We start from the raw sequence: 24,686 nt of genomic DNA on the forward strand, positions 1-24,686 counted from the left end.
CAAGAATGCCTGTCAGCCCCTAACGCATCCAACGCGCCGACGCCGTGACGCACCAGCACATTGCCGTAGTCGACGACGAGACCGCCATCACCGAGCTGCTGGCCCACTACCTGGCCAGCCATGGTTTCCGGACCACCCAGCTGCACTCCGGCCGCGCGCTGATGGAGCTACTGCCCGTCGACCCGCCCGAACTCGTGCTGCTGGATCTTGGCCTGCCGGGCGAGGACGGCTTCGCCATCGCCCGCCAGCTGCGCGAGCACTGGCGCTGCGGCCTCGTCATCATCACAGGCCGTGGCGACTCGGTTGACAAGGTCGTGGGCCTGGAAGTGGGCGCCGACGACTACGTCACCAAGCCCTTCGACCTGCGCGAGTTGGTGGCCCGCATCAAGGCTGTGCTCAGGCGCATCGAGCCCGCGCCGCCCGCCGTGGCGGCAGCGGCCGTTGCCGCCGCACCGGCGCCCGCCGCCGGTTCGCGCCTGGGCTTCCTCGGCTGGCGGCTGGACCTGGCCGCGCGCCGCCTGGACGACCCCGCGGGCGCCGAGGTCAGGCTCACGACCGGTGAGTTCGAGTTGCTGGCCACGCTGGTGCAGCATGCCGGGCGCGTGCTGTCGCGCGACTTCCTGCTGGAGCAGACGCGGGGCCGCGAGGCCGCGCCCTTCGACCGCACGATCGACGTGCAGGTGGGCCGGCTGCGCAAGAAGCTGGAGGCCGATGCGGAGAACCCGCAGATCATCAAGTCGGTGCGCGGCGCCGGCTACATCTTCATCCCGCCGGTCGGCCCGGCTGCCTAGATGAACGAGGACCAGGCTCCCGCGCCGCCACCGGTCGTCGACGACCTGGGCGTCTATCGCTCGCTGTTCTCCGCTGCGGCGGACGGCCTGCTGCTGGTGGACGCGCAAGGCCTGATCGTGCTGGCCAACCCGGCAGCGGCGGCGTTGCTGGGCTACGCGGCTGCGGAACTGGTCGGCACGCCCGTGGACGCGCTGGTGCCCGACAGCATCCGGCCGCGCCACGCCGCCTACCGCCATGCCTACGGCCAGGCCCCGCGCGCGCGCCCCATGGGCACGCAGATGGAGCTGGTGGCCAGGCGGCGCGACGGCAGCGAGGTGATGGTCGAGATCGCGCTGAGCCCCTTGCAGAGCCACGGCCTGTCCTACGTTGTGGCGGCCATCCGCGACATCGGCGCCTACCCGCGCGTGAAGCAGGCCTTCCAGCGCGCCCGGCACAGCGAGCACTTGGCCGCGCTCGGCCGCATGGCCGTCGACGAGCGCGATCCGCAGCAGCTGCTGATCCGCGTGCCCGAGCTGGCCGCCCAGGCGCTGGAAGCGGAGTTCTCCAGCGTGCTGCTGCTGGAGGCCGACCGGCTGGAGTTCCGCGTCGTCAGCCGTTTCGGTGACTTCGCCTCCCTGCCCCTGGGGGGGCGTGTGCCCAACAGCCCAGATACGTCGGCGGGCCATGTGCTGGCGAACGGCCAGCCCCTGGTGGTGGGCGACCTGGCGCGGGAGACCCGCTTCGTAGTGCCGCAGGCCGATCTCGACGCCGGCATGGCCAGCCTGCTGGCGGTGCCGCTGTTCGACCGCGGGCGCATGACCGGCGTGCTGTGCGTGCGCTCGCGCGTCGCCGACCGCTTCGGCGACGACGAGACGCGTTTCCTGCAGTCGCTGGCCAATCTGCTGGCCACCTGCCTGCAGCGCGCCCAGAGCGAGGAGGCGCTCAACCACGCGCAGCGCCTGGAGAGCGTGGGCCAGCTGACCGGCGGCATCGCCCACGACTTCAACAATCTGCTGACCGTCATCCAGGGCAATCTGCAGGTGCTGGAGGAACTGCCGGCCCTGGCCGGCGACGAGTTCGGCCAGCAACTCGTTGGCGCGGCCACGCGTGCGGCAAGGCGCGGCGCCGAGCTGACGGCCAAGCTGCTGGCCTTCTCGCGCCGCCAGGTGTTGCAGCCCAGCACCGTGGACGTGGGGGCGCTGCTGCATTCGCTCGCCGACATGCTGCGCCGCACGTTGGACCAGCGCATCGCGATCAGCGTCGAGCTCTCTCCCGACGCGGCCGCGCTGGCCGTGCTGGCCGACCCGGGCCAGCTGGAGGCGGCGCTGCTCAACGTCGCCATCAACGCACGCGATGCCATGCCCGACGGCGGCTCGCTGCGCTTCAGCGCCGGTCCGGCCGGCGCGCTGCCGGCCTCGGTGCGGCGCGGCATCGACGACCCCAGCGCGCAGGACGAGCGCTTCCTGCGCATCGCCATCGCCGACAACGGCTCGGGCATGCCCGAGGAGGTGAAGGAGCGTGCCTTCGAGCCCTTCTTTACGACCAAGCAGGCCGGGCGCGGCACCGGGCTGGGGCTGAGCACCGTCTACGGCTTCGCCAAGCAGTCGCGCGGCGCGGTGGCCATCGAGTCGGCACCGGGCGCGGGCACGACGATCTCGCTGTACCTGCCACGGCCCTGGGGCCAGCAGCCGACCCGCGAGGACGCCGCGGGCGAGGCCGGCGCGCTGCCGCCGGGCCTGAAGGTGCTGATGGTGGAGGACGACACCGAGGTGCGAGCCGTGGCGCGGCAGTTCCTGGACGCGCTGGGCTGCGAGGTGACCGCCTGCGCCAGCGCCGAGCAGGCACTGCTGCTGCTGACGCAGGACGCCGTCTTCGACCTGCTGCTGACCGACATCGCGCTGGGTTCCGGCATGCGCGGTACCGAGCTGGCGGCGCTGGCGCAGCAGCGCCTGCCGGGCCTGGCGGTGCTGCTGATGTCGGGCTTCTCGGCCGAGCTGCTGGAGGCCGACCAGGACGCGCCGCCCGGCTGGGAGCTGCTGCAGAAACCCTATTCGCGGGGCGAGCTCGCCCAGGCCATCGCGCGGGCGCTGTCAGGCGGGAACTGAGTCGGCCTGCCGGGCCAGCATCGTTTGCAGCGCCTCGGCAGGCGCTGGGCGGCCGAAGTGGTAGCCCTGCATCTCGTCGCAGCCCTGGCTCAGCAGGTGGGCGCGCTGCCTGTCCGTCTCCACGCCCTCGGCCACCACGCGCAGGTGCAGGCGGTGGGCCAGGCCGATGACGGCATCGACGAGCGCCTCGCCGTCGGGCACCTCGCCGATGCGGCGCACGAAGGACTGGTCGATCTTCAGCGTGTCGATGGGGAACTGGTGCAGATAGGCCAGGCTGGAATAGCCGGTGCCGAAGTCGTCCAGCGAGATCTTGACGCCCAGGTCGCGCAGGCGCTGCAGCGTGGCCGTGCCCAACTGCGGGTTGCTCATCAGCATGCCCTCGGTCAGTTCGAGTTCGAGGTGGCGCGCCGGCACGCCATGGCGATGCAGCGCATCGGCGACGACGACGTCCAGGTCGCCGGCAGCGAACTGCCGCGCCGCCACGTTGACGGCGATGCGCACGACCGGCTGCTCAGCGTCCATCCAGGCGCGGATCTGCCGGCAGGCCGTGTCGATGACCCAGGCGCCGATGTCCAGGATCAGGCTGCTCTGCTCGGCCAGCGGGATGAACTGGCCCGGCGGCACAAGCCCGGCGTCGCCGCGCTGCCAGCGCAGCAGCGCCTCGGCACCGACGACTTCGCCGCTTTGCGCGGCCACCTTTGGCTGGTAGTGCAGCAGCAGCTCGCGGCGCTCGATGGCGCGGCTCAGCGCGGCCTCCATCTCCAGCTTGGCCATGGCCATGACCTGCATGTCGACGGTGTAGAAGCAGAAGCGGTTGCGGCCCAGCTCCTTGGCGCGGTGCATGGCCGCGTCGGCATCGCGCAGCAGCTCCACGGCGGTGGGGCTGCCCGACTCCGGGAACAGGCTGATGCCGATGCTGGCCGTGAGGTAGGCGTCGCGCCCGCAGGACAGCGCGACGGGCTCCGACACGGTGGCCAGCACCTCGCGCGCCATGGCGGAGACGGCCTCGGTGTCGGCGCCGTTCTCGACGATGAGGAGGAACTCGTCGCCGCCAAGGCGGCCCAGGCAGTCCTTGTGGCGCAGCTGCGCCTGCAGCCGCTCGGCGATGCAGACGAGCAGTTCGTCGCCGGCCGGGTGGCCGAGGCTGTCGTTGACGGTCTTGAAGCCGTCCAGGTCGATGACCATCAGCGCCGGCCGGGCCTCGCGGCGGCGGGCGCGCGCCAGCACCTGTTCGAGCCGGCGCTGCAGCTGCATGCGGTTGGGCAGGCGGGTCAGCGAGTCGTTGTGGAACAGCCAGTCGGCCTGCGCCTCGCTGTCCTTGAGGCGGCTGACGTCGGTGAACACGCCGACGTACTGCATCACGGGGCCGTCCTCCTCGCGCACCGCGCGGATGGTCAGCCATTCGGGGTAGATCTCGCCGTTCTTGCGGCGGTTCCAGATCTCGCCCTGCCAGTGACCGGTCTGGCTGAGCAGCGCCCACATCTGCTCGTAGAAGGCCTTGCCGTGGCGGCCGGAGTGCAGCAGCTTCATGCTGGCGCCGATCGCCTCCTGCGCCGAGTAGCCGGTGATGAGGCTGAAGGCACCGTTGACCGACTGGATGTGGCCCAGTGCGTCGGTGACGACGACGCCATCGCGGATGTCCTCGAAGGCGGTCGTCCACTGGCGCATGCGCCGCTGCAGGTCGCGGCGCGCGGTGATGTCGCTGGAGACGCCGTAGACGCCGATGACGCGGCCGTCGCCGTCCACCAGCCGGCCCTTGGTGCAGGCGTAGACGCGGTCGCCTTGCGCCGTGGCGAGCCGGACCTCGATGCTGACGGGCTTGTCCGAGCGCAGCACGCCGGCGTCGTCCTCGAGCAGCCGGCGCACCTGTTCGGGCGGGAACATGCCCTGCGAATCCGAGCCGATCAGCTCGTCGGCGCTGTGCCCCAGCACGCGGCACAGCTCGCGGTTGGCGAACAGGTAGCGTCCCTGCATGTCCTTGGCGAAGATGACGTCGGTCGAGCTGTTGGCGATGGCGTCGGCAATCTTCCACGCGCGCTCCTTCTCGGCGTGGTCGGCGGCCATGCGCGCGGCCGCGTGCATCTCGCGGCGGCGCAGCGCGACATAGACGACCGCCCCGGTGGCGAGCACGGCCAGCACGTTGACGAGGGACAGCGCCGCCGCCCCGGCCGCGGCACCGTCGCCATGCAGCATGTCGCGCGGCAGCTGCACGGCCACGTACCAGGCGGAGCCGGGCAGCGCCACTGCCACGGCCGTGGTGGCCTCGCTGCCATGCGCCAGACCGGCCACCACCGTGTCGGCCAGGGCCGGGTTGGCCGCCAGCGCGCCGAGCGAGGGCTCGGGGGCATCGCCGCCGGGCCCGGCGTTCGGCCGCATCACCGGCGTGTCGCCGGCACCCAGGCCGATGACGAGCAGGCCCTGCGTGCCAGGGCGCAGCAGCAGCGTCTCGGGCGCGCCGATGGCCGAGCCCGCCAGCAGCTGGGGCAGCAGCGTGCGCTGCGGCGCGGTGCGCAGCACCAGCACGGCGTCGGGGCGGCCGTCGGCGCCGAGCAGGGGGATGAAGAGGTCGAAGCGCAGGCTGGCCGGATCGCCCGCGATGGCCTGGAAGTCGCCGCTGCCGACCAGGCCGCGCCGGTAGGCGGCGATGGCGCCGTCGGCCAGGGGGCGGTCGATGTCCGGCGAGCCCTCGTCGGCGTTCATCAGCAACTGCGCCCGCTCGCCAACCAGCAGGGCGCCGGTGTAGCGGCCTGAGGCCAGCAGCAGGTGCAGCTGCCGGCGCAGCTGGGTGGTCGCGGCGTCGTCGGGGCTGCGGCGCCAGCGCAGCAGGCCGGCGCGCAGCGTGGGGTCGGCGGCCAGCTGGCGGGCCTCGTCCATGCGCCGGTCCGTCCAGCCCTGCACGATGCCGGCCTTGAGCTGGGCCTCGCGGCGCAGCTGGCCGACATGCTGCTCATAGGCCTGGCTGGCCGAGCCCGAGTAGCTGACGAGGCCGGCGACGATGATGGCCGCGCACAGGACGGCGAACACCCACATCAGGCCGCCGGTGCGGTCCTCGGCGGCCGCTGCCGCGGCGGCGCGGACGGGCCGCCGGGCGGCCACGAGGTAGATCAGTCCGCTGGTGACCAGCACGAAGGCGACGCCCTTGCCCTGGCCGAGGGCCGACAGCGTCGCCATGTCGGGCGCGATGGATTGCAGCAACCGGTCGGACAGCAGGATCCACAGCATGCCGAAGGCCGCATAGACGAGGGCCAGCGCCAGTGGCGTGGCGAGGAACTGCCGCAGGCCGGAAGGGGCGGTGGCGTCGTTGGCCGTGTTGTTCAATCCGGGATCCCGGCGATGCGCTGCAGCCATCTTTTCTTTCTTGCGGCGTCGTCGACGTCGCAGGGCTCAGTGCAGGCCGGCACGGGCGTCGCGGCGCTCCACATAGGCCGACAGGGCGTGGAAGTCGGGGATGCAGATGTCGCGGCGGCTCTTCTCGTTGAAGGCGATCAGCTCGGCCCGGGCCAGCCGGGACAGCACGCGGCTGACGGTCTCCAGCGTCAGGCCCAGGTAGTTGCCGATCTCGGCGCGCGTCAGGCGCAGGCTGAACTGGTCGGCCCGCAGGCCGCGCACGGCCAGGGCATCGGCCCAGTAGTGCAGGAAGGTGGCCACGCGAGCGTCGGCGGGGAGCGTGCAGATGGCCATCAGCGAGTCGCGGTCGCGCATGATCTCGTTGCTCATGGCTTCGTGCACGACGGCCATCAGCGCGGGGTGCTGGGCGCAGGCCTGCAGCAGGGTGTCGTAGCGCACAGTCCAGACCTCGGCGGTGTCCAGGGCGATGGCGTCGCAGCCGTAGTTGCCCTGGGAGATGGCGCTGAAGCCCAGCCAGTCGCCGCGAAAGCGCAGGCCGACGACCTGCTCGCGGCCGTCGCTGGACATGCTGATCAGCTTGAAGAAGCCCGAGTTCAGGATGTGCAGCTGCTCGAAGCGCTCGCCGGCGCGGTAGATGACGTCGCCGGCATGCACGATGCGGCGCTTGGGGCTGAGCACGGCGGCGATCAGCTTGAGGGTGTCGGCGATGCGCTGGCCGGTGCCGGCCCGAGCGTCGTCGCGGCTGCCGAGGGTGGCCGGGCGGGCCAGGGCGATCGGGGCGATGGGGTGGGCGACGGGCTGCGGGACGATGGGCTGCATGCGGTTCTCCGGTGGGGGGCGTTCAATGCAGGTCATCCTAGGACGCGTGCGCCAATGCACGAGCAATGCGCGACGTCGCTCGGTAGCGCTGCGTAACGGCACGTGAACAGACGGTGACGATGGGCTCAACAGCAAAGGAGATTCGGTGGCGTTGACTTTCATCAAGGCCCACGCAATTCGCTTCGGTACGCTGCCGAGCCATGTGTTCCCATGCCCGCGAAGGCGCCGTCGGTGCCGACTTCTCCAACCCCGCCGAGGCGGCCGCGCTGTTGCGCCAGGCCCGTGCCCTGGCCCGGGCGGGGGCGGTGGGGGCGCAGCTGATGGCGGGCAAGCAGCTGGCGCTGCTGTCGCCCGACTGCGGCGACGAGGGGGCCATCGAGTTCATCCAGGCCGCCCGGGCCCTCGGTGCCCATGTGTCCTTCGTGCAGGCTGGCCTTCACGAAGGCAGCAGCGAGCCGCAGATCGCGGCGATGGCCCGCGTGCTGGGCCAGCTCTACGACGCGGTGGAGTGCCAGCACCTGCCGGCCGACCTCGTGCGGCGCATCGCGCGCGGCGCGGGCATTCCCGTCTTCGCCGGCTTGGCCACGCCCGCTCACCCGACGGTGGCGCTCGTGGAGCAGCTCGACGGCGAGGCGCCCGCTCAGGTCAAGCGCCGCAGCGTGCTGCAGGCGGCCCTGCTCGCCAGCGTGACCTGAGTCCCGCCGGCAGCCTCTAGGACGCCGTGACGGGCCGGTCCACGCCCCAGCGGCGGTAGAGCTCGGCGGCCGAGCCGGTGCGCAGCCACTGCTCGAAGGCCTGGTCGTAGCGCTGCGACAGGGCTTCGCCGGCCGCGCTGCGTGCGAAAGCCATGTGGCCGTGCAGCACGTCCAGCGGCGGCGAGCAGCGTGCGACGGCGTCCGCCAGGCCCAGGCGCTGCAGCACCGGCAGGCAGTTGCGGTCGTTGGCCGCGAACAGCTCGACGCGGCGCTTCGTCAGCATCTGCAGGCCGGCGTCGACGCTCTGTACCCAGGTCAGCTGGTTCATCGAGGTCTTCATGCGCTCGAACCGGCTGCCGTAGGCCCAGCCACGCACGGCCGCCACCGGCGTCTGCGCCAGCTCGGCGAACTCGCCCGTCCAGCGCGCCTCCTCGCCGCGGCGGGCGTACCAGACCATGGCATCCGAGTAGAAGGAGCGCACGCTGAACAGCATGCGGGCCTCGCGCTCCGGCGTGCGGTAGGGGCCGATGAGGATGTCGGCCTCGCCCTGTTCCAGCATCAGCTGGGCGCGCGACCAGGGCAGCCACTCGCAGCGCACGCCATCGCCGAACAGCATGCCCAGCAGGTCCACCGCCAAGCCCCTGGGGGCCTGGCCCTCCGCACCCTCGAAGATGCGCGCGAACTGAGAACCCACCGCCCGCCAAGGCACCGCGTGGGCCGGCCCGCTCAGGCCCAGCCCACCCATCCAACCCAGCCCTGCCTTGCACCACACGCGCCGTGTCTGCATGCTCAGCTCCCTCCGTTGGAGACGGAACCGATGATGCGCGCCGGCCGCGCGTGGATCAAGGAATGTCGAGCTCGTGCAGCCCGTAGACGCCGTCGCGGCGGCGGTCCTCGAAGAAGCAGCGCAGCGTCTCGCGCGTCGTCTTGAAGGCGATCTCGTCCCAGGGGATGTCGTCCTCGTCGAAGAGGCGGGCCTCCAGCGACTCCGGCCCGGGATCAAACTCGGGCGAGCGCAGGCGGGCACGGTAGAAGAGGTGGACCTGGCCGACGCGCACGACGTTGAGCACGGTGTACAGCGGCCCCATCTCCACATCGGCGCCGGCCTCCTCCTGCGTTTCGCGCAGGGCGCCCTCGGCTGTGGTCTCGTTCAGCTCCATGAAGCCGGCCGGCAGCGTCCACAAGCCATGGCGCGGCTCGATGGCACGCCGGCACAGCAGCACGCGGCCGTCGGGCTCCCAGACGGGCAGCGTGCCGACCACGTTTAGCGGGTTCTGGTAGTGGATGGCGCCGCAGCCCGGACAGACCGCGCGCTCGCGGCTGTCGTCGGCGGGAATGCGGTACTCCACGGCGGTGCCGCAGGCAGGGCAATGTCTGAGCGGGCTGGGGAAAGGCATGCAGTCAGTTTAGAGGCGCTAAATTAAGGCCATGAAGCTCTACAACTACTTCCGCTCCTCGGCCTCCTGGCGCGTGCGCATCGGCCTCGCGCTGAAGGGGCTAGACTATGACTACGCGTCCATCCACCTCGCCAAGAACGAGCAGTTCGCCGAGCCCTTCGCCAACCAGCAGGTGTCGCACCTGGTGCCGGCCCTGGTGCTGGACGACGGGCGCTGGCTGAGCCAGTCCATGGCCATCCTGGAGTACCTGGACGAGACGCATCCCGAGCCGCCGCTGCTGCCGCGCGATGCGGTGGCACGCGCGCAGGTGAGGGCGCTGGCCCAGGACATCGGCTGCGACATCCACCCGCTGAACAACCTGCGCGTGCTGCGCTATTTGAAGAGCGATCTCGGTCAGGAGCAGGACACGGTGGACCGCTGGTACCGCCACTGGATCGCCACCGGCCTGGCCATCGTCGAGCAGCGCCTGAAGGCGACGGCGGGGCAGTTCGGCTTCGGCGACGCGCCGGGCCTGGCGGACTGCCTGCTGGTGCCCCAGGTCTACAACGCCCAGCGCTTCGAGTGCCCGCTGGACGACTACCCGACCGTGCTGCGCGTGAACGCCGCCTGCCTGGCCCTGCCGGCCTTTGCCAACACGCACCCGAGCGTCTGCCCCGATGCGGCCTGATCCAGCCTGGCTCCGGCCCGAATGGCCCGGCGTGGCGGCCTTCATGACGACGCGTGGCCCCAACTTCGGCCGCAAGGCAGGCGACGCGGACGAGGTGCGTGCCAACCGCGCCGGCCTTGCGGACGTGCTGGGCGCCCGACCGGTCTTCCTGGACCAGGTGCATGGCGCCGGCGTCGTGCGCCTGCGTGCCGACTGGCACGACGACAACGCGCCGCGGGCCGATGCGGCGGTGTCCACCGACCCGGAGCTGGCCGTGGCCATCCTCGTCGCCGACTGTCTGCCGGTGCTGTTCGCCGCGCCGGGCGGCGTGGCCGGCGCGCACGCCGGCTGGCGCGGCCTCGCGGCCGGCGTGCTGGAGAACACGGTGGCCGAGCTTTGCGCCGCCGCGGGCTGCGAGCCGCGCGACCTGAAGGCCTGGCTGGGCGCCTGCATCGGCCCGCAGGCCTTCGAGGTCGGGCCGGAGGTGGTGCAGGCCTTCGGCCGCGAGCCCGTCGGGCGCGACCAGCCGGGCTTTCTCTACCGGCCGAACCCGCAGCCTCGCTGGCGCGCGGACCTGCCCTTGCTGGCTCGCGAACGCCTGGAGGCCGCCGGTGTCACCCAAATCAGCGGCGGCGCCTGGTGCACGCTGACCGATGATTCACGTTTTTTCTCGTTCCGGGGCGAGGCTCTGGGCCGGCCCCGTGGCCGCATGGCCGCCTGCATCGGCCTCGGCCGCTGACTCGGCCGCGCGCCGCCTGCGCTTGCGGCCCGGCGTGCCGAGGATGTAGAGCAGCAGGCCCAGTGGCAGCACGCCGTACAGCATCAGCGTGACGAAGGCGCCGAACAGCGTGCCTTGCGGGCTGGTGGCTTCGGCGGCGGCCATCATCAACGCGACATAGGCCCAGGCGATGGCAACGAGGTACATGAGAAGAGTGTCATTGGCGCGTCAGCGCGCAGGGTTACAAAGCCGGGTCAGCGGAATGTGGCAAGCTTATTGCAACGGACCAAGACAACACCGCTGAGGCGGGAGCTCCGAGGAACACATGGCCACTCGCAAGAAGAACGATGCGCCCCCCGCGGCGGAGGGGCAGCCCTTCGCAGACCTGATGCAGCAGATGGCGCATCTGCCGCAGATCTCGCCAGCAGCGCTGGCCCAGTTGCAGGCCGACTACCTGAAGCAGGCCTCGGCGCTGTGGAACACCTCGCTGGGCCAGGGCGAAGCACCCGTCGCCGGAGACCGCCGCTTCGCCGCGCCCGAGTGGCGGGCCAACCCGGCGGCCCATTTCCTGAGCCAGCTCTATCTGCTCAACGGCCGCACGTTGTCGCGCATGGCCGAGCAGGTCGAGGCCGACGACAAGACCAAGGCGCGCATCCGCTTCGCCGTGCAGCAGTTCGTCGATGCGGCCTCGCCCAGCAACTTCCTGGCGCTGAACCCCGAGGCCCAGAAGCTGGCGCTGCAAAGCAAGGGCGAGACGCTGGCCCGCGGCCTGCAGCATCTGTGGGGTGACGTGCAGCGCGGCCATGTGTCGCAGACGGACGAGAGCGCCTTCGAGGTCGGCAAGAACGTGGCGACGACGCCCGGCAGCATCGTCTTCGAGAACGAGCTGTTTCAGCTCATCGAGTACGCGCCGCTGACCGCCGAGGTGCATGCCCGCCCCTTCCTGCTGGTGCCGCCCTGCATCAACAAGTTCTACATCCTCGACCTGCAGCCGGACAACTCGCTGATCCGCTACGCGGTGGCCGAGGGCCACCGCGTCTTCGTCGTCAGCTGGCGCAACCCCGACGAGTCGGTGAAGGCACTGACCTGGGACGACTACATCGAGCAGGGCGCCATCCAGGCCATCCGCGTCGTGCAGGAGATTTCGGGGCAGGACAAGATCAACGCCTTGGGCTTCTGTGTCGGCGGCACCATCCTGGCTACGGCCCTGGCCGTGCTGGCCGCGCGCGGCGAGCAACCCGCCGCCAGCCTCACGCTGCTGACCACGCTGCTGGATTTCGCCGACAACGGCATCCTGGACATCTTCGTCGACGAGGCCAGCGTGCGTCTGCGCGAGGCCACGCTCGGCCCCGACGCCCCGCAAGGGCCGCAGCTGCTGCACGGCAAGGAACTGGCCACCACCTTCAGCTTCCTGCGTCCCAACGACCTGGTCTGGAACTACGTCGTCGGCAACTACCTCAAGGGCGAGGCCCCGCCGGCCTTCGACCTGCTGTACTGGAACGGCGACTCGACCAACCTGCCCGGCCCCATGTACTGCTGGTATCTGCGCCACACCTATCTGCAGAACGAGCTGAAAGTGCCGGGCAGGCTGACCGTCTGCGGCGAGAAGCTGGACCTCGGCGCCATCGATTGCCCGGTCTACATCTACGGCTCGCGCGAGGACCACATCGTGCCCTGGCAGGCCGCCTACCGGAACACGCAGATCTTCAAGGGCAAGAAGCGCTTCGTCATGGGCGCCTCGGGCCACATCGCCGGCGTCATCAACCCGCCGGCCAAGGGCAAGCGCAGCCATTGGATTGGCAAGGGCACGGCCCTGCCGGCCGACCCGGAGGCCTGGCTGGCCGGTGCGACCGAGCACCCGGGCAGCTGGTGGACCGACTGGTCCGCCTGGCTGGCCTCGCATGCCGGCCCCAACAAGCCCGCGCCCAAGGCGCCGGGCAACCGCAAGTTCAAGGCGATCGAGCCCGCGCCCGGTCGCTACGTCAAAGTCAAAGCCTGAACCTTCGAACGGAGACTCACATGAGCCAACAAGACATCGTCATCGTCGCCGCCGCGCGCACCGCCATCGGCAAGTTCGGCGGCACGCTCGCCAAGACGCCCGCCAGCGAACTCGGCGCCGCCGTCATCCAGGACCTGCTGCGCCGCACGGGCCTCGCGGGCGACCAGGTCAACGAGGTCATCCTCGGCCAGGTGCTGACGGCCGGCGTGGGCCAGAACCCTGCCCGGCAAGCCGTCATCAAGTCCGGCCTGCCGCAGGCCGTGCCCGCGATGACGATCAACAAGGTCTGCGGCTCGGGCCTGAAGGCCGTGATGCTGGCGGCGCAGGCCATCCGCGACGGCGACAGCGAGATCGTCATCGCCGGCGGCCAGGAGAGCATGAGCCTCAGCCCCCACGTGCTGCCCAACTCGCGCGACGGCCAGCGCATGGGCGACTGGAAGATGATCGACACGATGATCGTTGACGGCCTGTGGGACGTGTACAACCAGTACCACATGGGCATCACCGCCGAGAACGTCGCGAAGAAGTACGGCATCACCCGCGAGCAGCAGGACGCGCTGGCGCTGGCCAGCCAGCAGAAGGCCGCCGCGGCGCAGGACGCCGGCCGCTTCAAGGACGAGATCGTGCCGTTCAGCATCGCGCAGAAGAAGGGCGATCCCATCGTCTTCGCCGCCGACGAGTTCATCAACCGCAAGAGCAACGCCGAGGCCCTGGCCGGCCTGCGCCCCGCCTTCGACAAGGCCGGCAGCGTGACGGCGGGCAATGCCTCGGGCCTGAACGACGGCGCGGCCGGCGTGGTCGTCATGACGGCTGCCAAGGCCGCGGTCCTGGGCCTGACGCCGCTGGCCCGCATCGCCTCCTATGCCTCTGCCGGCCTGGACCCCGCGCTGATGGGCATGGGCCCCGTGCCCGCCGCGCAGAAGGCGCTGGTGCGCGCCGGCTGGAAGGCCGCCGACCTGGACCTGCTGGAAATCAACGAGGCCTTCGCGGCCCAGGCCTGTGCCGTGCACAACGAGATGGGCTGGGACACCAGCAAGGTCAACGTCAACGGCGGCGCCATCGCGCTGGGCCACCCCATCGGCGCCAGCGGCTGCCGCGTGCTCGTCACGCTGCTGCACGAGATGGTCAAGCGCGACGCCAAGAAGGGCATCGCTTCCCTGTGCATCGGCGGCGGCATGGGCGTGGCCCTGACCGTCGAACGCTGATACTCACCCCACCACAACAGGAGACATCCAATGAGCCAAAAAGTTGCCTACGTCACCGGCGGCATGGGCGGTATCGGCACCGCCATCTGCCAGAAGCTGGCCAAGTCTGGCTTCAAGGTCATCGCCGGTTGCGGCCCCAGCCGCGACTACCAGAAGTGGCTGGATGAGCAGAAGGCCCAGGGCTACACGTTCTACGCCTCGGTCGGCAACGTGGCCGACTGGGACTCGACGGTGGAGGCCTTCCAGAAGGCCATCGCCGAGCACGGCGCCATCGACGTGCTGGTCAACAACGCCGGGATCACCAAGGACCGCATGTTCCTGAAGATGACGCCCGAGGACTGGAAGGCCGTCATCGATACCAACCTCAACTCCATGTTCAACGTGACCAAGCAGGTCGTGCCGGGCATGGTGGAAAAGGGCTGGGGCCGCATCATCCAAATCTCGTCGGTCAACGGCGAGAAGGGCCAGGCCGGCCAGACCAACTACTCGGCCGCCAAGGCCGGCATGCACGGCTTCACCATGGCCCTGGCCCAGGAACTGGCCGCCAAGGGCGTGACGGTGAACACCGTCAGCCCGGGCTACATCGGCACCGACATGGTCAAGGCCATCAAGCCGGAGATCCTGGAGAAGATCGTCGCCACCATCCCCGTCAAGCGCCTGGGCACGCCCGAGGAGATCGGCTCGGTGGTGACCTGGCTGGCCGGCGAGGACAGCGGCTTCACGACCGGCGCGGACTTCTCCTGCAACGGCGGTCTGCACATGGGCTGATCCCGGCTGCTTGTGCCTCGCTGAAGGCCGGCTGCTGCGCAGTCGGCCTTTTCTTTTGCTCGAACCGGGCGGCGCCCTTCACTATGATCCGGCCCGTTTTTCCCAGCAGGAGAGCCGCATGGCCATGGATGTAGTCGACTTTGAAATCAAGGGTGCCGAGATGCAGTTCGTCGAGATCGAACTCGATCCCGGCGAGGCGGCCATCGGCGAGGCCGGGTCGATGTTCTTCATGGACTCGTCCATCGGCATGGATGCTGTGTTCGGCGACGGCTCGGCCAGCCAGGGCGGCTTCCTCGGCAAGCTGCTGGGCGCAGGCAAGCGGCTGCTGACGGGCGAGTCGCTGTTCACGACGGTCTACACCAACCATGGCAGCGGCAAGCAGCGCGTAGCGTTCGCTGCGCCCTATCCCGGCAAGATCATCCCGATGGATCTGCGCGCACTGGGCGGCACGCTGATCTGCCAGAAGGACGCCTTTCTGTGCGCGGCGCGCGGCGTGAGCCTGGGCATCGCCTTCCAGCAGAAGCTGTCCACCGGTTTCTTCGGCGGCGAGGGCTTCATCATGGAAAAGCTCGACGGCGACGGCATGGCCTTCGTGCATGCCGGCGGCACCATCGTGCGCCGCAGCCTGCAGCCCGGGCAGACGCTGCTGGTCGACACCGGCTGCGTGGTGGCCTATACGCCCGACGTGAACTTCGAGATCCAGTACGTCGGCAAGATCAAGACGGCACTGTTTGGCGGCGAAGGGCTCTTCCTGGCCAAGCTGACCGGCCCGGGCGAGGTCTGGCTGCAGAGCCTGCCGTTCTCGCGCCTGGCCTCGCGCATCTTCGCGGCGGCGCCGCAAATGGGCGGGCACAAGGAGGAGGGCTCGGTGCTGGGCGGCTTTGCCGGCGGCGGCCTGCTGGGCGGGCTGCTGGGTGGAGATGACGAGTAAGTCGGGCGGGGTTTGACCTGGGACAGGGCCGGCGCAGGCCGGCCGTTTAAACTTCTGTGGGTAGAGGGCGGCAACGGGCCGCCCTTTTTACTTGGAGTGCTTGGGATGTTGCGCAGTTGGGCATGGGCCTTGGGATTGGTGGCAACTCTGGGGGCGCAGGCCCAGCCGGCGCGCCCGCCGATCTTCGTGCTGAACTCGCTGGACGCGGACATCTCCGTCATCGACCCCGTCAGCTTCAGCGTCGTCAAGCGCTTCCCGACCGGCAAGGAGCCACACCACCTCTACCTGTCGCCCGACGAGAAATCCCTCATCGTCGCCAACGCGCTGGGCGACTCGCTGACCTTCATCGACCCGCGCACGGCCGAGGTGCAGCGCGTGGTGCGCGGCATCTCTGACCCCTACCACCTGCGCTTCTCGCCGGACATGAAGTGGTTCATCACCGCCTCCAACCGGCTGGACCGCGTGGACCTCTACCGCTGGCAGGGCAGCACGGCCCAGGAGCCGCTGCAGCTCGTCAAGCGCATCTCGGCGCCCAAGACGCCCAGCCACCTGAACATCGACACCAGGAGCACCACGCTCTACGTCAGCCTGCAGGACAGCGACGAGTTGCTGGCCATCGACCTGGCCACGCAGGCCATCAAGTGGAAGCAGCCGGTCGGCAAGATGCCGGCCGACATCTACCTGTCGCCGGACGACAAGTTCCTGCTCGTCGGCCTGACTGGCGACAAGTTCGTCGAGGTCTGGGACGTCAGCGGTGCCGCGCCCAAGCTGGCCAAGCGCATCCAGACCGGCGACGGCGCCCACTCCTTCCGTGCCTGGGGCGACAAGCGCCACGTGCTCGTCAGCAACCGCGCGGCCAACACCATCAGCAAGATCGACCTGACGAGCATGAGCGTCGTCGACCAGTTCCCCGGCCCGGCCGGCCCGGACGACATGGAGCTGCTGACCGACGGCAAGACCCTGCTCGTCACCTCGCGCTGGGCCGGCAAGCTCACGCAGATCGACACGACCACGCGCAAGGTCGTGCGCCAGGTGAAGGTGGGCAAGTCGCCGCACGGCATCTGGACGCTGGATCACCAACCGCGTCTATGAAGGCTTTCGCCCTGCTGCTGGCTGCCACGGCGGCCGCAGCCCAGCCGGCTTGCGACAAGCCGGTCTACCTCACCTTCGACACCGGCCACATGGGCGTCGCGCCGCTGATCGCCGAGACGCTCAAGCGCCATAACGCCCGCGCGACCTTCTTCCTCGCCAGCGAGCCCACCAAGACCGGCGGCACGACGCTGGATGACAGCTGGGCGCCCTGGTGGCGCGAGCGGGTGGCCGAGGGGCACGACTTCGGCGCCCACACCTGGGATCACGACGTCTTCCTGGAAGACCTGCCGGACGTCGATGGCAGGGTGACGCGCTTCAAGGTGCGTACCCAGGCCGGCGTCAACCCGCCCGTCGTGCGCGAGTTGAGCGCCGAGCAGTACTGCGCCAGCCTGAGGAAGGTCGGCGAGCGCTTCGTGGCGATGACGGGCCGGCCGCTGGCGCCGGTGTTCCGCGCGCCGGCCGGACGCACTTCCACGGCGCTGCTGAACGCGGCCAAGGCCTGCGGTTTCACGCACGTGGGTTGGAGCCGCGCGGGCTTCCTTGGCGACGAGCTGCCCAGCCAGACCTACCCGAACGCCCAGCTGCTGGAGAAGGCGCTGCGCGACGTCAGGCCCGGCGACATCCTGCTGGCCCACCTCGGCATCTGGGAGCGACAGGATCCCTGGGCGCCGGCGGTGCTGGAGCCCTTGATGACAGGGCTGGAGCAACGCGGCCTATGCTTCGCTCCGTTGCGCGAACATCCGCGCTTTGCCCCGCTGTTCAACAAGCCGTGATCGACTGGATTTCCAACGCCTTCGACAGCCTCCAGCTGGCCCTCTACGAGAGCCTGGTGCAGCCCGTGGTCTTCGGCCTGGGGCTTGGCAATCTGCTGGAGGACGCTTTCGATGCGACAGGCTGGCTGCTGTGGGGGCTGATCCAGATCGCCGTGCTGCTGCTGGGCATCGGCCTGCTGGAGCGCCGCTGGCCCGTGGAGCCGGTGACCGACCATGCCGCCGTGCGCACCGACGTGGTCTACACGCTGATCCATCGCCTGGGCTTGGTGCGGCTGACGATGTTCTTCAGCATCCAGCCGCTGTGGGACGGCATCGCCGGACAGCTGAGGATGGCCGGCATGCCCACCTGGCAGCTCGACGCCCTGTGGCCCGGCGTGACCGACATCGCCTGGGTGAGCTTCCTGCTCTACCTCGTCGTGTTCGACTTCGTGAACTACTGGCTGCACCGCGCCCAGCACCAGTTCAACTGGTGGTGGGCCCTGCACAGCCTGCACCACAGCCAGCGCCAGATGACGATGTGGAGCGACAACCGCGTGCATCTGCTGGACGACGTCCTCCTCGCCACCGCCTTCGCGCTGCTGGCGCGCTTCATCGGCGTCGAGCCGGGGCAGTTCGTCGCCATCACCGTCGTCACGCAGCTGCACGAGAGCCTGCAGCACGCGAACGCGCGCATCAGCTTCGGCCGCATCGGCGAGCGGCTGCTGATCAGCCCGCGATTCCATCGCCTGCATCACAGCATCGGCATCGGCCACGAATCCGGCGGCCGCGGCACGCTGGGCGGGCACAACTTCGGCGTCCTGCTGCCGCTGTGGGACATGCTGTTCCGCACGGCCAGCTTCGAGAACCGCTTCGACGCCACCGGCGTGCGCGACCAACTTCCCGAGGAAGGCGGCCGCGACTATGGACGAGGTTTCTGGCGCCAGCAATGGCTGGGGCTGACGCGGCTGGCCACCTCGTTGCGGAAGCCCGCCTGATGCAAGGCCTCGTCGATTCCTTCTGGCGCGCCGCCGCCTACTGCCTGCACCCGCGTGTCATCGCGCTGTCGCTGCTGCCGCTGGCCATCGCGGGCGTGCTGGTGTTCGGCTTCATGTTCTTCTTCTGGGAAGGCGCCATCGCCGCGGTGCGCGCCACGCTGGAGAGCTGGCGCCTCATCGAGAGCCTGCTGCAGTGGCTGGACGCGATGGGCCTGCAGGCCTTTCGCAGTGCGCTGGCGGCCATGGTCGTGCTGGCGGCGGTGCTGCCCGTCGTGCTGCTGCTGAGCCTGCTGCTCGTCGCGCTGTGCATGACGCCGGCCATCGTCGGCCTGGTTGCGCAACGACGCTTTCCGCTGCTGGAGAAGAAGCGCGGAGGCACGCTGCTGCAGAGCGCGGCGGCGTCGCTGGGCGCCACGCTGCTGGCCCTGGTGCTCATCGTGCTGTCCATGCCGCTGTGGCTGATCCCGCCGCTGGTCATGGTGCTGCCGCCGCTGATCTGGGGCTGGCTCACCTACCGCGTGTTCGGCTTCGACGTGCTGGCCGAACATGCCTCGGCCGACGAGCGCCGCGTGCTGCTGAAGGAGCATCGCATCCCGATGCTGACGATGGGTGTCATCTGCGGCTACCTCGGTGCCGTGCCGTCGCTGATCTGGGCTGTCTCCGGCGTGACCGGCGTCATCTTCGCCCCCTTCGTTGTGCTGGTGGCGATCTGGCTGTACACCCTGGTGTTCGCCTTCTCCACGGCCTGGTTCGCGCACTACGCGCTGGCCGCGCTGCAGGCTTGGCGAGCCGCGGAACCGGTGGCCGAATCCGCCGTCCTCATCGAGAGCTGACCACCGATGCGCGTTGGGCTTTTCATCATCGGCGACGAGATCCTGTCCGGCAAACGCCAGGACTCGCACCTGGCCAAGTTCATCGAGCTGCTGTCCGAGCGCGGCATGCAGCTGGCCTGGGCGCAGTACCTGGGCGACGACCGCGAACTGCTGAGCGCCAAGCTGCGCGAGGCCTTCGAGAGCGGCGACCTCGTCGTCAGCTGCGGCGGCATCGGCGCCACGCCCGACGACCACACGCGCCAGGCCGCCGCCGCGGCGCTGGACCGCCCGCTGGCCCTGCACCCCGAGGCGCGCGAGCTGATCTGGCAGCGCATCCAGCAGATGGCCGCGGAGCAGGGCAGGACCGTGACGGCGGATGAGCCCGACAGCCTGCGCCGCTTCGAGATGGGTGTCTTCCCCGAAGGGGCGGGCATCATCCCCAACCCCTTCAACAAGATCCCCGGTTTCTTCGTCGGCAAGGTTCACTTCGTGCCGGGCTTCCCCGTCATGGCCCATCCGATGATGGCCTGGGTGCTGGATCGCCATCCGCAACTGCACCGCAAGCTGGGCGTCGTCGAGCGTTCGCTGATCGTGCAGGGCGCGATGGAAGCCAGCCTGACGCCTCTGATGGAGGCTGTGGAAGCCGGCTTCCCCGGCATCAAGGTCTTCAGCCTGCCGAGCGTCGATCACCCGCAATGGGGGCGGTGCATCGAGCTGGGCGTGAAAGGCGAGGCCGACAGCCTTGTTGCCGCCTATGACGCCCTCAAACAGGGCGTGATCCATTTTGGTGCATCGATCAGCACTGAGCTGGTGCGATAGTTCTCGCACCCTGATCGGCGCCGTCACATAATGCCCGGCACCGCCGGGGGCAACCCATGTCGGTGCATCTGGCATGCAAACTGCTTTGAATTCCCCCGTGGCCGCTGGCGCGCGTGTGCTGGCGGCGGCAAACCACCCCTGACCGATCCCGCTAGGAGCTTTTGATGGCCAAGACCGTCGCCGACGTGATGAACATGGTGAAGGAGAACGAAGTCAAGTTCGTCGACTTCCGCTTCACCGATACCCGTGGCAAGGAGCAGCACACGACCGTGCCCGTCTCCCACTTTGACGAAGACAAGTTCGCTTCGGGTCACGCCTTCGACGGCTCCTCGATCGCCGGCTGGAAGGGCATCGAAGCCTCCGACATGCTGCTGATGCCGGACCCGAACACGGCCAACATCGACCCCTTCTTCGAAGAGCCGACGCTGATCCTGTCCTGCGACGTCGTCGACCCCGCCGACGGCAAGGCCTACGAGCGCGATCCCCGCTCGCTGGCCAAGCGTGCCGAGGCCTACCTGAAGGCCTCAGGCCTGGGCGACACCGCCTACTTCGGCCCGGAACCCGAGTTCTTTATCTTCGACAGCGTGCGCTGGGGCAACGAAATGTCCGGCTCGTTCTTCAAGATCGAGTCCGAAGAAGGTGCCTGGAACTCCTCCAAGGAATACGAGCACGGCAACAGCGGCTACCGTCCCACCGTCAAGGGCGGCTACTTCCCTGTGCCCCCGGTCGACAGCGGCCAGGACATGCGCTCGGAGATGTGCTTGATCCTCGAACAGATGGGCATCCCGGTCGAAGTGCATCACCACGAAGTGGCGAACGCCGGCCAGATGGAAATCGGCACCAAGTTCAGCTCGCTGGTCCAGCGTGCCGACTGGCTGCAACTGCAGAAGTACATCATCGTGAACGTCGCCCATGCCTACGGCAAGACGGCCACGTTCATGCCCAAGCCCCTGGTGGGCGACAACGGCAGCGGCATGCACGTTCACCAGTCCGTCTGGAAGGACGGCAAGAACCTGTTCGCCGGTGACGGCTACGCTGGCCTGAGCGAATTCGCGCTGTACTACATCGGCGGCATCATCAAGCACGCCCGCGCGCTGAACGCCATCACCAACCCCGGCACCAACAGCTACAAGCGCCTGGTTCCCGGCTTCGAAGCCCCGGTCAAGCTGGCTTACTCGGCCAAGAACCGCTCGGCCTCGATCCGCATCCCCTACGTCAGCAACCCCAAGGGCCGCCGCATCGAAGCGCGCTTCCCGGATCCTTCCGCTAACCCCTACCTGGCCTTCAGCGCGCTGCTGATGGCCGGCCTGGACGGCGTGGAGAACAAGATCCACCCGGGCGAAGCCGCCACCAAGGACCTGTACCACCTGCCGCCCGAGGAAGACGCGAAGATCCCGACCGTCTGCCACAGCCTCGACCAGGCCCTGGAGTATCTGGACAAGGACCGCGCCTTCCTGACCAAGGGCGGCGTGTTCACCGACAGCTACATCGACGCCTACATCGACCTGAAGATGCAGGAAGTGACCCGCTTCCGCATGGCCACGCACCCGGTCGAATTCGACATGTACTACGCGCTGTGATGGTCATGGGCAGCAAGCACGCTGCCTGTGTCATCCCCATGGAAGGGGGCCGCTGGCGCGGCCCCTTTTTTGTTGGTTGCGCTGAGCCACAATCCCGCCATGCTGAATCGACTGCTGGCACCTTTGCTTGTCCTGGCCAGCCTGGGCGCGCAGGCCCAGGGCACCGTCTACCGCTGCCCCGGCCCACCGGTGCTCTACACCGACGCGCTCTCCGCCAAGGAGGCCGCCGAGAAGGGCTGCCGCACGATCGAGGGCACGCCCATCACCGTGCTGCAGTCGCCCAAGCCGCGCCCCGGCGCGGCGGCCGCACCTGCCGCCGAAGGCTCGCGCAGTGGTGACAACCGCGTCGATGCCGGCCAGCAGCGGGTGCGCGACGACGAGCGCCGCCGCGTGCTGCAGACCGAACTGCGCCAGGCCGAGGACCGCCTGGCCAGTGCGCAGAAGGAATTCAACAACGGCCAGGGCGAGCGTCGCGGCGACGAGCGCAACTACCAGAAGTACCTGGACCGCATGGCCGAGCTCAAGGACAACATCGCCCGCTACGAGGCCGATGTGCAGGCGCTCAAACGCGAGATCGCAAAGCTTCCCTCCTGAGGCCTCCGGCGCCGCGGGAGGTTTTTCCCAGCGCCATGACTGACACTTCTTTGCTGCCGGCCGAGTTCGCCGGCCTGGACTTGCTGGCGACCATGGTCATCGTCGCCAGCGCCGACGGCGAATGCCTGTTCGCCAACGCCGCCTTCGAGAACATCATGCGGCTGTCGCGCCGCACGGTGCAGAGAGCCCCGCTGCCCGACTGGTTCGACGATGCGCAGCGCCTGACCGAGACCCTGGCTGGCGTGGCCGCCAACCATTACTCCAGCAGCCGTTTCGACGCGCTGCTGCGCCGCGGCTCCTGGGCGCACGAGGACGGCCTGCCCGTGCACGTCATCGTGTCGCAGATGGACGCCGGCGACGACGGCGAGCCTCGCGTGCTGGTGGAGCTCATCGAGATCGCCCAGCAGGCCCGCCAGGACCGCGACGAGCGAAGCCTCGACCAGGTCCAGGCCACCAAGGAGCTCACGCGCAACCTGGCCCACGAGATCAAGAACCCGCTGGGGGGCATCCGCGGCGCGGCCCAGCTGCTCGCGCTGGAGTTGCAGGACGGCAACCCCGAGCTGACCGAATACACCCAGGTCATCGTGCACGAGGTCGACCGCCTGCAGAGCCTGGTCGACCGGCTGCTGGCGCCGCACCGCAAGGCCCAGGTGGTCGGCGACGTCAACATCCACGAGATCTGCGAGCGGGTGCGCGCGCTGGTGCTCATCGAGCACCCCAAGGGCCTGGTCATCCAGCGCGACTACGACACCTCGCTGCCGGACTTCCGCGGCGACCGCGAACAGCTCATCCAGATGGTGTTGAACATCGTGCAGAACGCCGCTCAAGTGCTGAGTTCGCGCATCGCGGCTGGCGACGCCCAGATCGTGCTGCGCACACGTGTCGCTCGCCAGGTGACGATTGGTAAGCAGCGCTGGCGCTTGGCACTGGAATTGCATATCGAGGACAACGGTCCCGGCGTCCCTGCCGAGATCCGAGATCGCATCTTCTTTCCCCTGGTCTCAGGGCGGGAGGGCGGCTCGGGCCTCGGACTCACGCTTGCGCAGACGATCGCCCAACAGCACCAGGGCATGATCGACTGCGAGAGCGAGCCGGGCCTGACGAATTTCCGAATCACGCTGCCGTTGCCCTGAGTCCACAAGACGAGGGGCGCGGCTGAGGAACCGCATGAAATCCATCTGGGTTGTTGACGACGACCACTCGATCCGCTTCGTGCTCGAGAAGGCGCTGGCGCGCGAAGGCCTGCCGGTGCGGTCTTTTAGCAATGCGCGCGACATGCTTGCCGCGCTCGACGACGATTCACCGCAAGTGCTGGTCTCCGACATCCGCATGCCGGGCGGGTCGGGGCTGGAACTGCTCGCCAAGGTCAAGGCCAAGCTGCCGGCGCTGCCGGTCATCATCATGACGGCCTACTCCGACCTGGACAGCGCCGTGTCGGCCTTCCAGGGCGGGGCCTTCGAGTACCTGCCCAAGCCCTTCGACCTGCCGCGCGCCGTGGAGCTGATCCGCCGCGCACAGGAGGAGAGCCAGCGCGAGGCCGGCGAACAGGAGGCCGCCGCACAGGTGCCCGAGATGCTGGGCCAGGCACCGGCCATGCAGGACGTGTTCCGCGCCATCGGCCGCCTCTCTCAGAGCAACGTCACGGTGATGATCACCGGCGAGAGCGGCTCGGGCAAGGAACTGGTCGCCCGCGCCCTGCACAAGCACAGCCCGCGCGGCGAGGGCCCGTTCGTTGCCATCAACACCGCGGCGATCCCGAAGGACCTGCTGGAGAGTGAGCTCTTCGGCCACGAGCGCGGCGCCTTCACCGGCGCCCAGGCCTCGCGGCGCGGCCGCTTCGAGCAGGCCGACGGCGGCACGCTCTTCCTCGACGAGATCGGCGACATGCCCTTCGAGTTGCAGACACGGCTGCTGCGCGTACTCTCCGACGGCCAGTTCTACCGCGTCGGCGGCCACAGCCCGCTGCGCAGCAATGTGCGCGTCATCGCGGCCACGCACCAGAACCTGGAAGAGCGCGTGCGCCAGGGCGTGTTCCGCGAGGACTTGTTCCACCGCCTCAACGTCATCCGCCTGCGCCTGCCCCCGCTGCGCGAGCGCAAGGAGGACGTGCCGGCCCTGGCCCGCCACTTCCTGCAGCGCAGCGCTACCGAACTTGGCGTCGAGCCCAAGCGTCTGAGCGATGCGGCGCTGGCCGTGCTCACCAACTTCGAGTTCCCCGGCAATGTGCGACAGCTGGAGAACATCTGCCACTGGCTCAGCGTCATGGCACCCAGCCAGGTCGTCGAGCCCAAGGACCTGCCCGACGAGTTGCAGCCAGGCTATGTGCCCGCGCCCTCCACGACGGCGATGACCGGCCCGGCGCCGGTCCAGCCCAGCGCCGCGGCGCCCATGCCGGCCGCCGCGCCGGCAAGCACCAGCAGCGGTGAAGGCTGGCTGGCCGACATGGCCGCCGACGCGCGCGCCCGGCTGCTGGCGGGTGACCCAGAGGTCTGGGACGCGCTGACCAAGCGCTTCGAGGCCCAGCTCATACTGACGGCGCTCGACATCACGCGCGGCCGCCGCATCGAGGCGGCGCAGAAGCTCGGCATCGGCCGCAACACCATCACACGCAAGATCCAGGAGCTGGGCCTGGACGTCTAG

The 24,686-nt window shown here is 69.4% G+C and carries 23 protein-coding genes; 18 read left to right on the top strand and 5 right to left on the bottom strand.

Annotated features, from left to right (window positions below; genetic code table 11):
• The first annotated feature begins 44 nt into the window (after nt 1–44).
• Nucleotides 45–791, top strand: coding sequence for a winged helix-turn-helix domain-containing protein (locus tag AC07VX_RS19800; protein WP_493166346.1), 747 nt, complete (start codon nt 45–47; stop codon nt 789–791).
• Nucleotides 792–2,876: a PAS domain S-box protein gene (locus AC07VX_RS19805; protein WP_493166345.1), complete on the top strand. Its 2,085-nt coding sequence runs from the start codon at nt 792–794 to the stop codon at nt 2,874–2,876. It abuts the gene before it with no gap.
• Here the strand turns inward: AC07VX_RS19805 and AC07VX_RS19810 are convergent.
• The gene (locus AC07VX_RS19810; RefSeq protein WP_493166344.1) at nt 2,862–6,194 is read right to left on the bottom strand and encodes a putative bifunctional diguanylate cyclase/phosphodiesterase; all 3,333 of its coding nucleotides are present in this window, start codon (nt 6,192–6,194) and stop codon (nt 2,862–2,864) included. The genes AC07VX_RS19805 and AC07VX_RS19810 overlap by 15 nt on opposite strands.
• 66 nt (nt 6,195–6,260) lie before the next feature.
• Nucleotides 6,261–7,043 (bottom strand): Crp/Fnr family transcriptional regulator, encoded by a 783-nt coding sequence (locus AC07VX_RS19815; protein WP_493166343.1) that lies wholly within the window; start codon nt 7,041–7,043, stop codon nt 6,261–6,263.
• Nucleotides 7,044–7,243: 200 nt separating this feature from the next.
• Here AC07VX_RS19815 and AC07VX_RS19820 point away from each other — a divergent pair, with 200 nt between their 5' ends.
• Complete coding sequence (locus tag AC07VX_RS19820) at nt 7,244–7,738, top strand: ornithine carbamoyltransferase (RefSeq protein WP_493166342.1); 495 nt, start codon at nt 7,244–7,246, stop codon at nt 7,736–7,738.
• Nucleotides 7,739–7,754: 16 nt separating this feature from the next.
• Here the strand turns inward: AC07VX_RS19820 and AC07VX_RS19825 are convergent, their stop codons facing one another.
• A complete protein-coding gene (locus AC07VX_RS19825; protein WP_493166341.1) occupies nt 7,755–8,525 on the bottom strand; it encodes a substrate-binding periplasmic protein in 771 nt (256 codons plus the stop codon).
• Nucleotides 8,526–8,580: 55 nt separating this feature from the next.
• The gene (locus tag AC07VX_RS19830) at nt 8,581–9,135 is read right to left on the bottom strand and encodes an NUDIX hydrolase (RefSeq protein WP_493166340.1); all 555 of its coding nucleotides are present in this window, start codon (nt 9,133–9,135) and stop codon (nt 8,581–8,583) included.
• A 31-nt stretch (nt 9,136–9,166) separates the two neighbouring features.
• Between AC07VX_RS19830 and maiA the strand changes: the two genes are divergently transcribed.
• A complete protein-coding gene (gene maiA / locus AC07VX_RS19835) occupies nt 9,167–9,802 on the top strand; it encodes a maleylacetoacetate isomerase (RefSeq protein WP_493166339.1) in 636 nt (211 codons plus the stop codon).
• Complete coding sequence (gene pgeF, locus AC07VX_RS19840; protein ID WP_493166338.1) at nt 9,792–10,520, top strand: peptidoglycan editing factor PgeF; 729 nt, start codon at nt 9,792–9,794, stop codon at nt 10,518–10,520. The genes maiA and pgeF overlap by 11 nt, the downstream gene beginning before the upstream one ends.
• On the opposite strand, the gene AC07VX_RS19845 is transcribed toward pgeF, so the two are convergent.
• On the bottom strand, nt 10,440–10,706 hold the full coding sequence (locus tag AC07VX_RS19845; protein ID WP_493166337.1) for a hypothetical protein: 267 nt from the start codon (nt 10,704–10,706) through the stop codon (nt 10,440–10,442). The genes pgeF and AC07VX_RS19845 overlap by 81 nt on opposite strands.
• 118 nt (nt 10,707–10,824) lie before the next feature.
• Between AC07VX_RS19845 and phaC the strand changes: the two genes are divergently transcribed.
• From phaC to ntrC, 13 genes are all read left to right on the top strand, one after another.
• Nucleotides 10,825–12,498 carry a class I poly(R)-hydroxyalkanoic acid synthase gene (phaC, locus tag AC07VX_RS19850; RefSeq protein WP_493166336.1) on the top strand — a complete coding sequence of 558 codons (1,674 nt, stop codon included), beginning with the start codon at nt 10,825–10,827 and terminating at the stop codon, nt 12,496–12,498.
• A gap of 20 nt (nt 12,499–12,518) precedes the next feature.
• Complete coding sequence (locus tag AC07VX_RS19855; RefSeq protein WP_493166335.1) at nt 12,519–13,703, top strand: acetyl-CoA C-acetyltransferase; 1,185 nt, start codon at nt 12,519–12,521, stop codon at nt 13,701–13,703.
• Nucleotides 13,704–13,733: 30 nt separating this feature from the next.
• Nucleotides 13,734–14,471, top strand: a complete 738-nt coding sequence (phbB, locus tag AC07VX_RS19860) for an acetoacetyl-CoA reductase (RefSeq protein WP_493166334.1) — start codon at nt 13,734–13,736, stop codon at nt 14,469–14,471.
• Nucleotides 14,472–14,589: 118 nt separating this feature from the next.
• Entirely contained in the window at nt 14,590–15,402 is an 813-nt protein-coding gene (locus AC07VX_RS19865; protein WP_493166333.1) for a TIGR00266 family protein, read from the top strand.
• 105 nt (nt 15,403–15,507) lie between these two features.
• Nucleotides 15,508–16,494 (top strand): YncE family protein, encoded by a 987-nt coding sequence (locus AC07VX_RS19870; RefSeq protein ID WP_493166332.1) that lies wholly within the window; start codon nt 15,508–15,510, stop codon nt 16,492–16,494.
• Nucleotides 16,491–17,267 carry a polysaccharide deacetylase family protein gene (locus tag AC07VX_RS19875; RefSeq protein ID WP_493166331.1) on the top strand — a complete coding sequence of 259 codons (777 nt, stop codon included), beginning with the start codon at nt 16,491–16,493 and terminating at the stop codon, nt 17,265–17,267. The genes AC07VX_RS19870 and AC07VX_RS19875 overlap by 4 nt, the downstream gene beginning before the upstream one ends.
• Nucleotides 17,264–18,241, top strand: a complete 978-nt coding sequence (locus AC07VX_RS19880) for a sterol desaturase family protein (RefSeq protein ID WP_493166330.1) — start codon at nt 17,264–17,266, stop codon at nt 18,239–18,241. The genes AC07VX_RS19875 and AC07VX_RS19880 overlap by 4 nt, the downstream gene beginning before the upstream one ends.
• The gene (locus tag AC07VX_RS19885; RefSeq protein WP_493166329.1) at nt 18,241–19,074 is read left to right on the top strand and encodes an EI24 domain-containing protein; all 834 of its coding nucleotides are present in this window, start codon (nt 18,241–18,243) and stop codon (nt 19,072–19,074) included. The genes AC07VX_RS19880 and AC07VX_RS19885 overlap by 1 nt, the downstream gene beginning before the upstream one ends.
• A gap of 6 nt (nt 19,075–19,080) precedes the next feature.
• Complete coding sequence (locus tag AC07VX_RS19890; protein WP_493166328.1) at nt 19,081–19,872, top strand: competence/damage-inducible protein A; 792 nt, start codon at nt 19,081–19,083, stop codon at nt 19,870–19,872.
• Nucleotides 19,873–20,036: 164 nt separating this feature from the next.
• Nucleotides 20,037–21,452, top strand: a complete 1,416-nt coding sequence (gene glnA / locus AC07VX_RS19895; protein WP_493166327.1) for a type I glutamate--ammonia ligase — start codon at nt 20,037–20,039, stop codon at nt 21,450–21,452.
• A 99-nt stretch (nt 21,453–21,551) separates the two neighbouring features.
• Nucleotides 21,552–22,046, top strand: a complete 495-nt coding sequence (locus tag AC07VX_RS19900) for a hypothetical protein (protein WP_493166326.1) — start codon at nt 21,552–21,554, stop codon at nt 22,044–22,046.
• Nucleotides 22,047–22,081: 35 nt separating this feature from the next.
• Nucleotides 22,082–23,179 (top strand): nitrogen regulation protein NR(II), encoded by a 1,098-nt coding sequence (gene glnL, locus AC07VX_RS19905; protein WP_493166325.1) that lies wholly within the window; start codon nt 22,082–22,084, stop codon nt 23,177–23,179.
• A 34-nt stretch (nt 23,180–23,213) separates the two neighbouring features.
• Entirely contained in the window at nt 23,214–24,686 is a 1,473-nt protein-coding gene (ntrC, locus tag AC07VX_RS19910; protein ID WP_493166324.1) for a nitrogen regulation protein NR(I), read from the top strand.

This window comes from Roseateles sp. GW821-FHT03B02 (assembly GCF_059421025.1).

What these genes read in the sequence shown, in the direction of transcription:
- glnL (WP_493166325.1), top strand. Translation starts at nt 22,082, where the DNA reads ATGACTGACACTTCTTTGCTGCCGGCCGAGTTCGCCGGCCTGGACTTG.
- AC07VX_RS19865 (WP_493166333.1), top strand. Translation starts at nt 14,590, where the DNA reads ATGGCCATGGATGTAGTCGACTTTGAAATCAAGGGTGCCGAGATGCAG.
- ntrC (WP_493166324.1), top strand. Translation starts at nt 23,214, where the DNA reads ATGAAATCCATCTGGGTTGTTGACGACGACCACTCGATCCGCTTCGTG.
- phbB (WP_493166334.1), top strand. Translation starts at nt 13,734, where the DNA reads ATGAGCCAAAAAGTTGCCTACGTCACCGGCGGCATGGGCGGTATCGGC.
- AC07VX_RS19830 (WP_493166340.1), bottom strand. Translation starts at nt 9,135, where the DNA reads ATGCCTTTCCCCAGCCCGCTCAGACATTGCCCTGCCTGCGGCACCGCC.
- pgeF (WP_493166338.1), top strand. Translation starts at nt 9,792, where the DNA reads ATGCGGCCTGATCCAGCCTGGCTCCGGCCCGAATGGCCCGGCGTGGCG.
- AC07VX_RS19855 (WP_493166335.1), top strand. Translation starts at nt 12,519, where the DNA reads ATGAGCCAACAAGACATCGTCATCGTCGCCGCCGCGCGCACCGCCATC.
- AC07VX_RS19885 (WP_493166329.1), top strand. Translation starts at nt 18,241, where the DNA reads ATGCAAGGCCTCGTCGATTCCTTCTGGCGCGCCGCCGCCTACTGCCTG.
- AC07VX_RS19875 (WP_493166331.1), top strand. Translation starts at nt 16,491, where the DNA reads ATGAAGGCTTTCGCCCTGCTGCTGGCTGCCACGGCGGCCGCAGCCCAG.
- AC07VX_RS19890 (WP_493166328.1), top strand. Translation starts at nt 19,081, where the DNA reads ATGCGCGTTGGGCTTTTCATCATCGGCGACGAGATCCTGTCCGGCAAA.
- AC07VX_RS19900 (WP_493166326.1), top strand. Translation starts at nt 21,552, where the DNA reads ATGCTGAATCGACTGCTGGCACCTTTGCTTGTCCTGGCCAGCCTGGGC.
- AC07VX_RS19815 (WP_493166343.1), bottom strand. Translation starts at nt 7,043, where the DNA reads ATGCAGCCCATCGTCCCGCAGCCCGTCGCCCACCCCATCGCCCCGATC.
- AC07VX_RS19845 (WP_493166337.1), bottom strand. Translation starts at nt 10,706, where the DNA reads ATGTACCTCGTTGCCATCGCCTGGGCCTATGTCGCGTTGATGATGGCC.
- AC07VX_RS19805 (WP_493166345.1), top strand. Translation starts at nt 792, where the DNA reads ATGAACGAGGACCAGGCTCCCGCGCCGCCACCGGTCGTCGACGACCTG.
- glnA (WP_493166327.1), top strand. Translation starts at nt 20,037, where the DNA reads ATGGCCAAGACCGTCGCCGACGTGATGAACATGGTGAAGGAGAACGAA.
- AC07VX_RS19820 (WP_493166342.1), top strand. Translation starts at nt 7,244, where the DNA reads ATGTGTTCCCATGCCCGCGAAGGCGCCGTCGGTGCCGACTTCTCCAAC.
- AC07VX_RS19870 (WP_493166332.1), top strand. Translation starts at nt 15,508, where the DNA reads ATGTTGCGCAGTTGGGCATGGGCCTTGGGATTGGTGGCAACTCTGGGG.
- maiA (WP_493166339.1), top strand. Translation starts at nt 9,167, where the DNA reads ATGAAGCTCTACAACTACTTCCGCTCCTCGGCCTCCTGGCGCGTGCGC.
- phaC (WP_493166336.1), top strand. Translation starts at nt 10,825, where the DNA reads ATGGCCACTCGCAAGAAGAACGATGCGCCCCCCGCGGCGGAGGGGCAG.
- AC07VX_RS19825 (WP_493166341.1), bottom strand. Translation starts at nt 8,525, where the DNA reads ATGCAGACACGGCGCGTGTGGTGCAAGGCAGGGCTGGGTTGGATGGGT.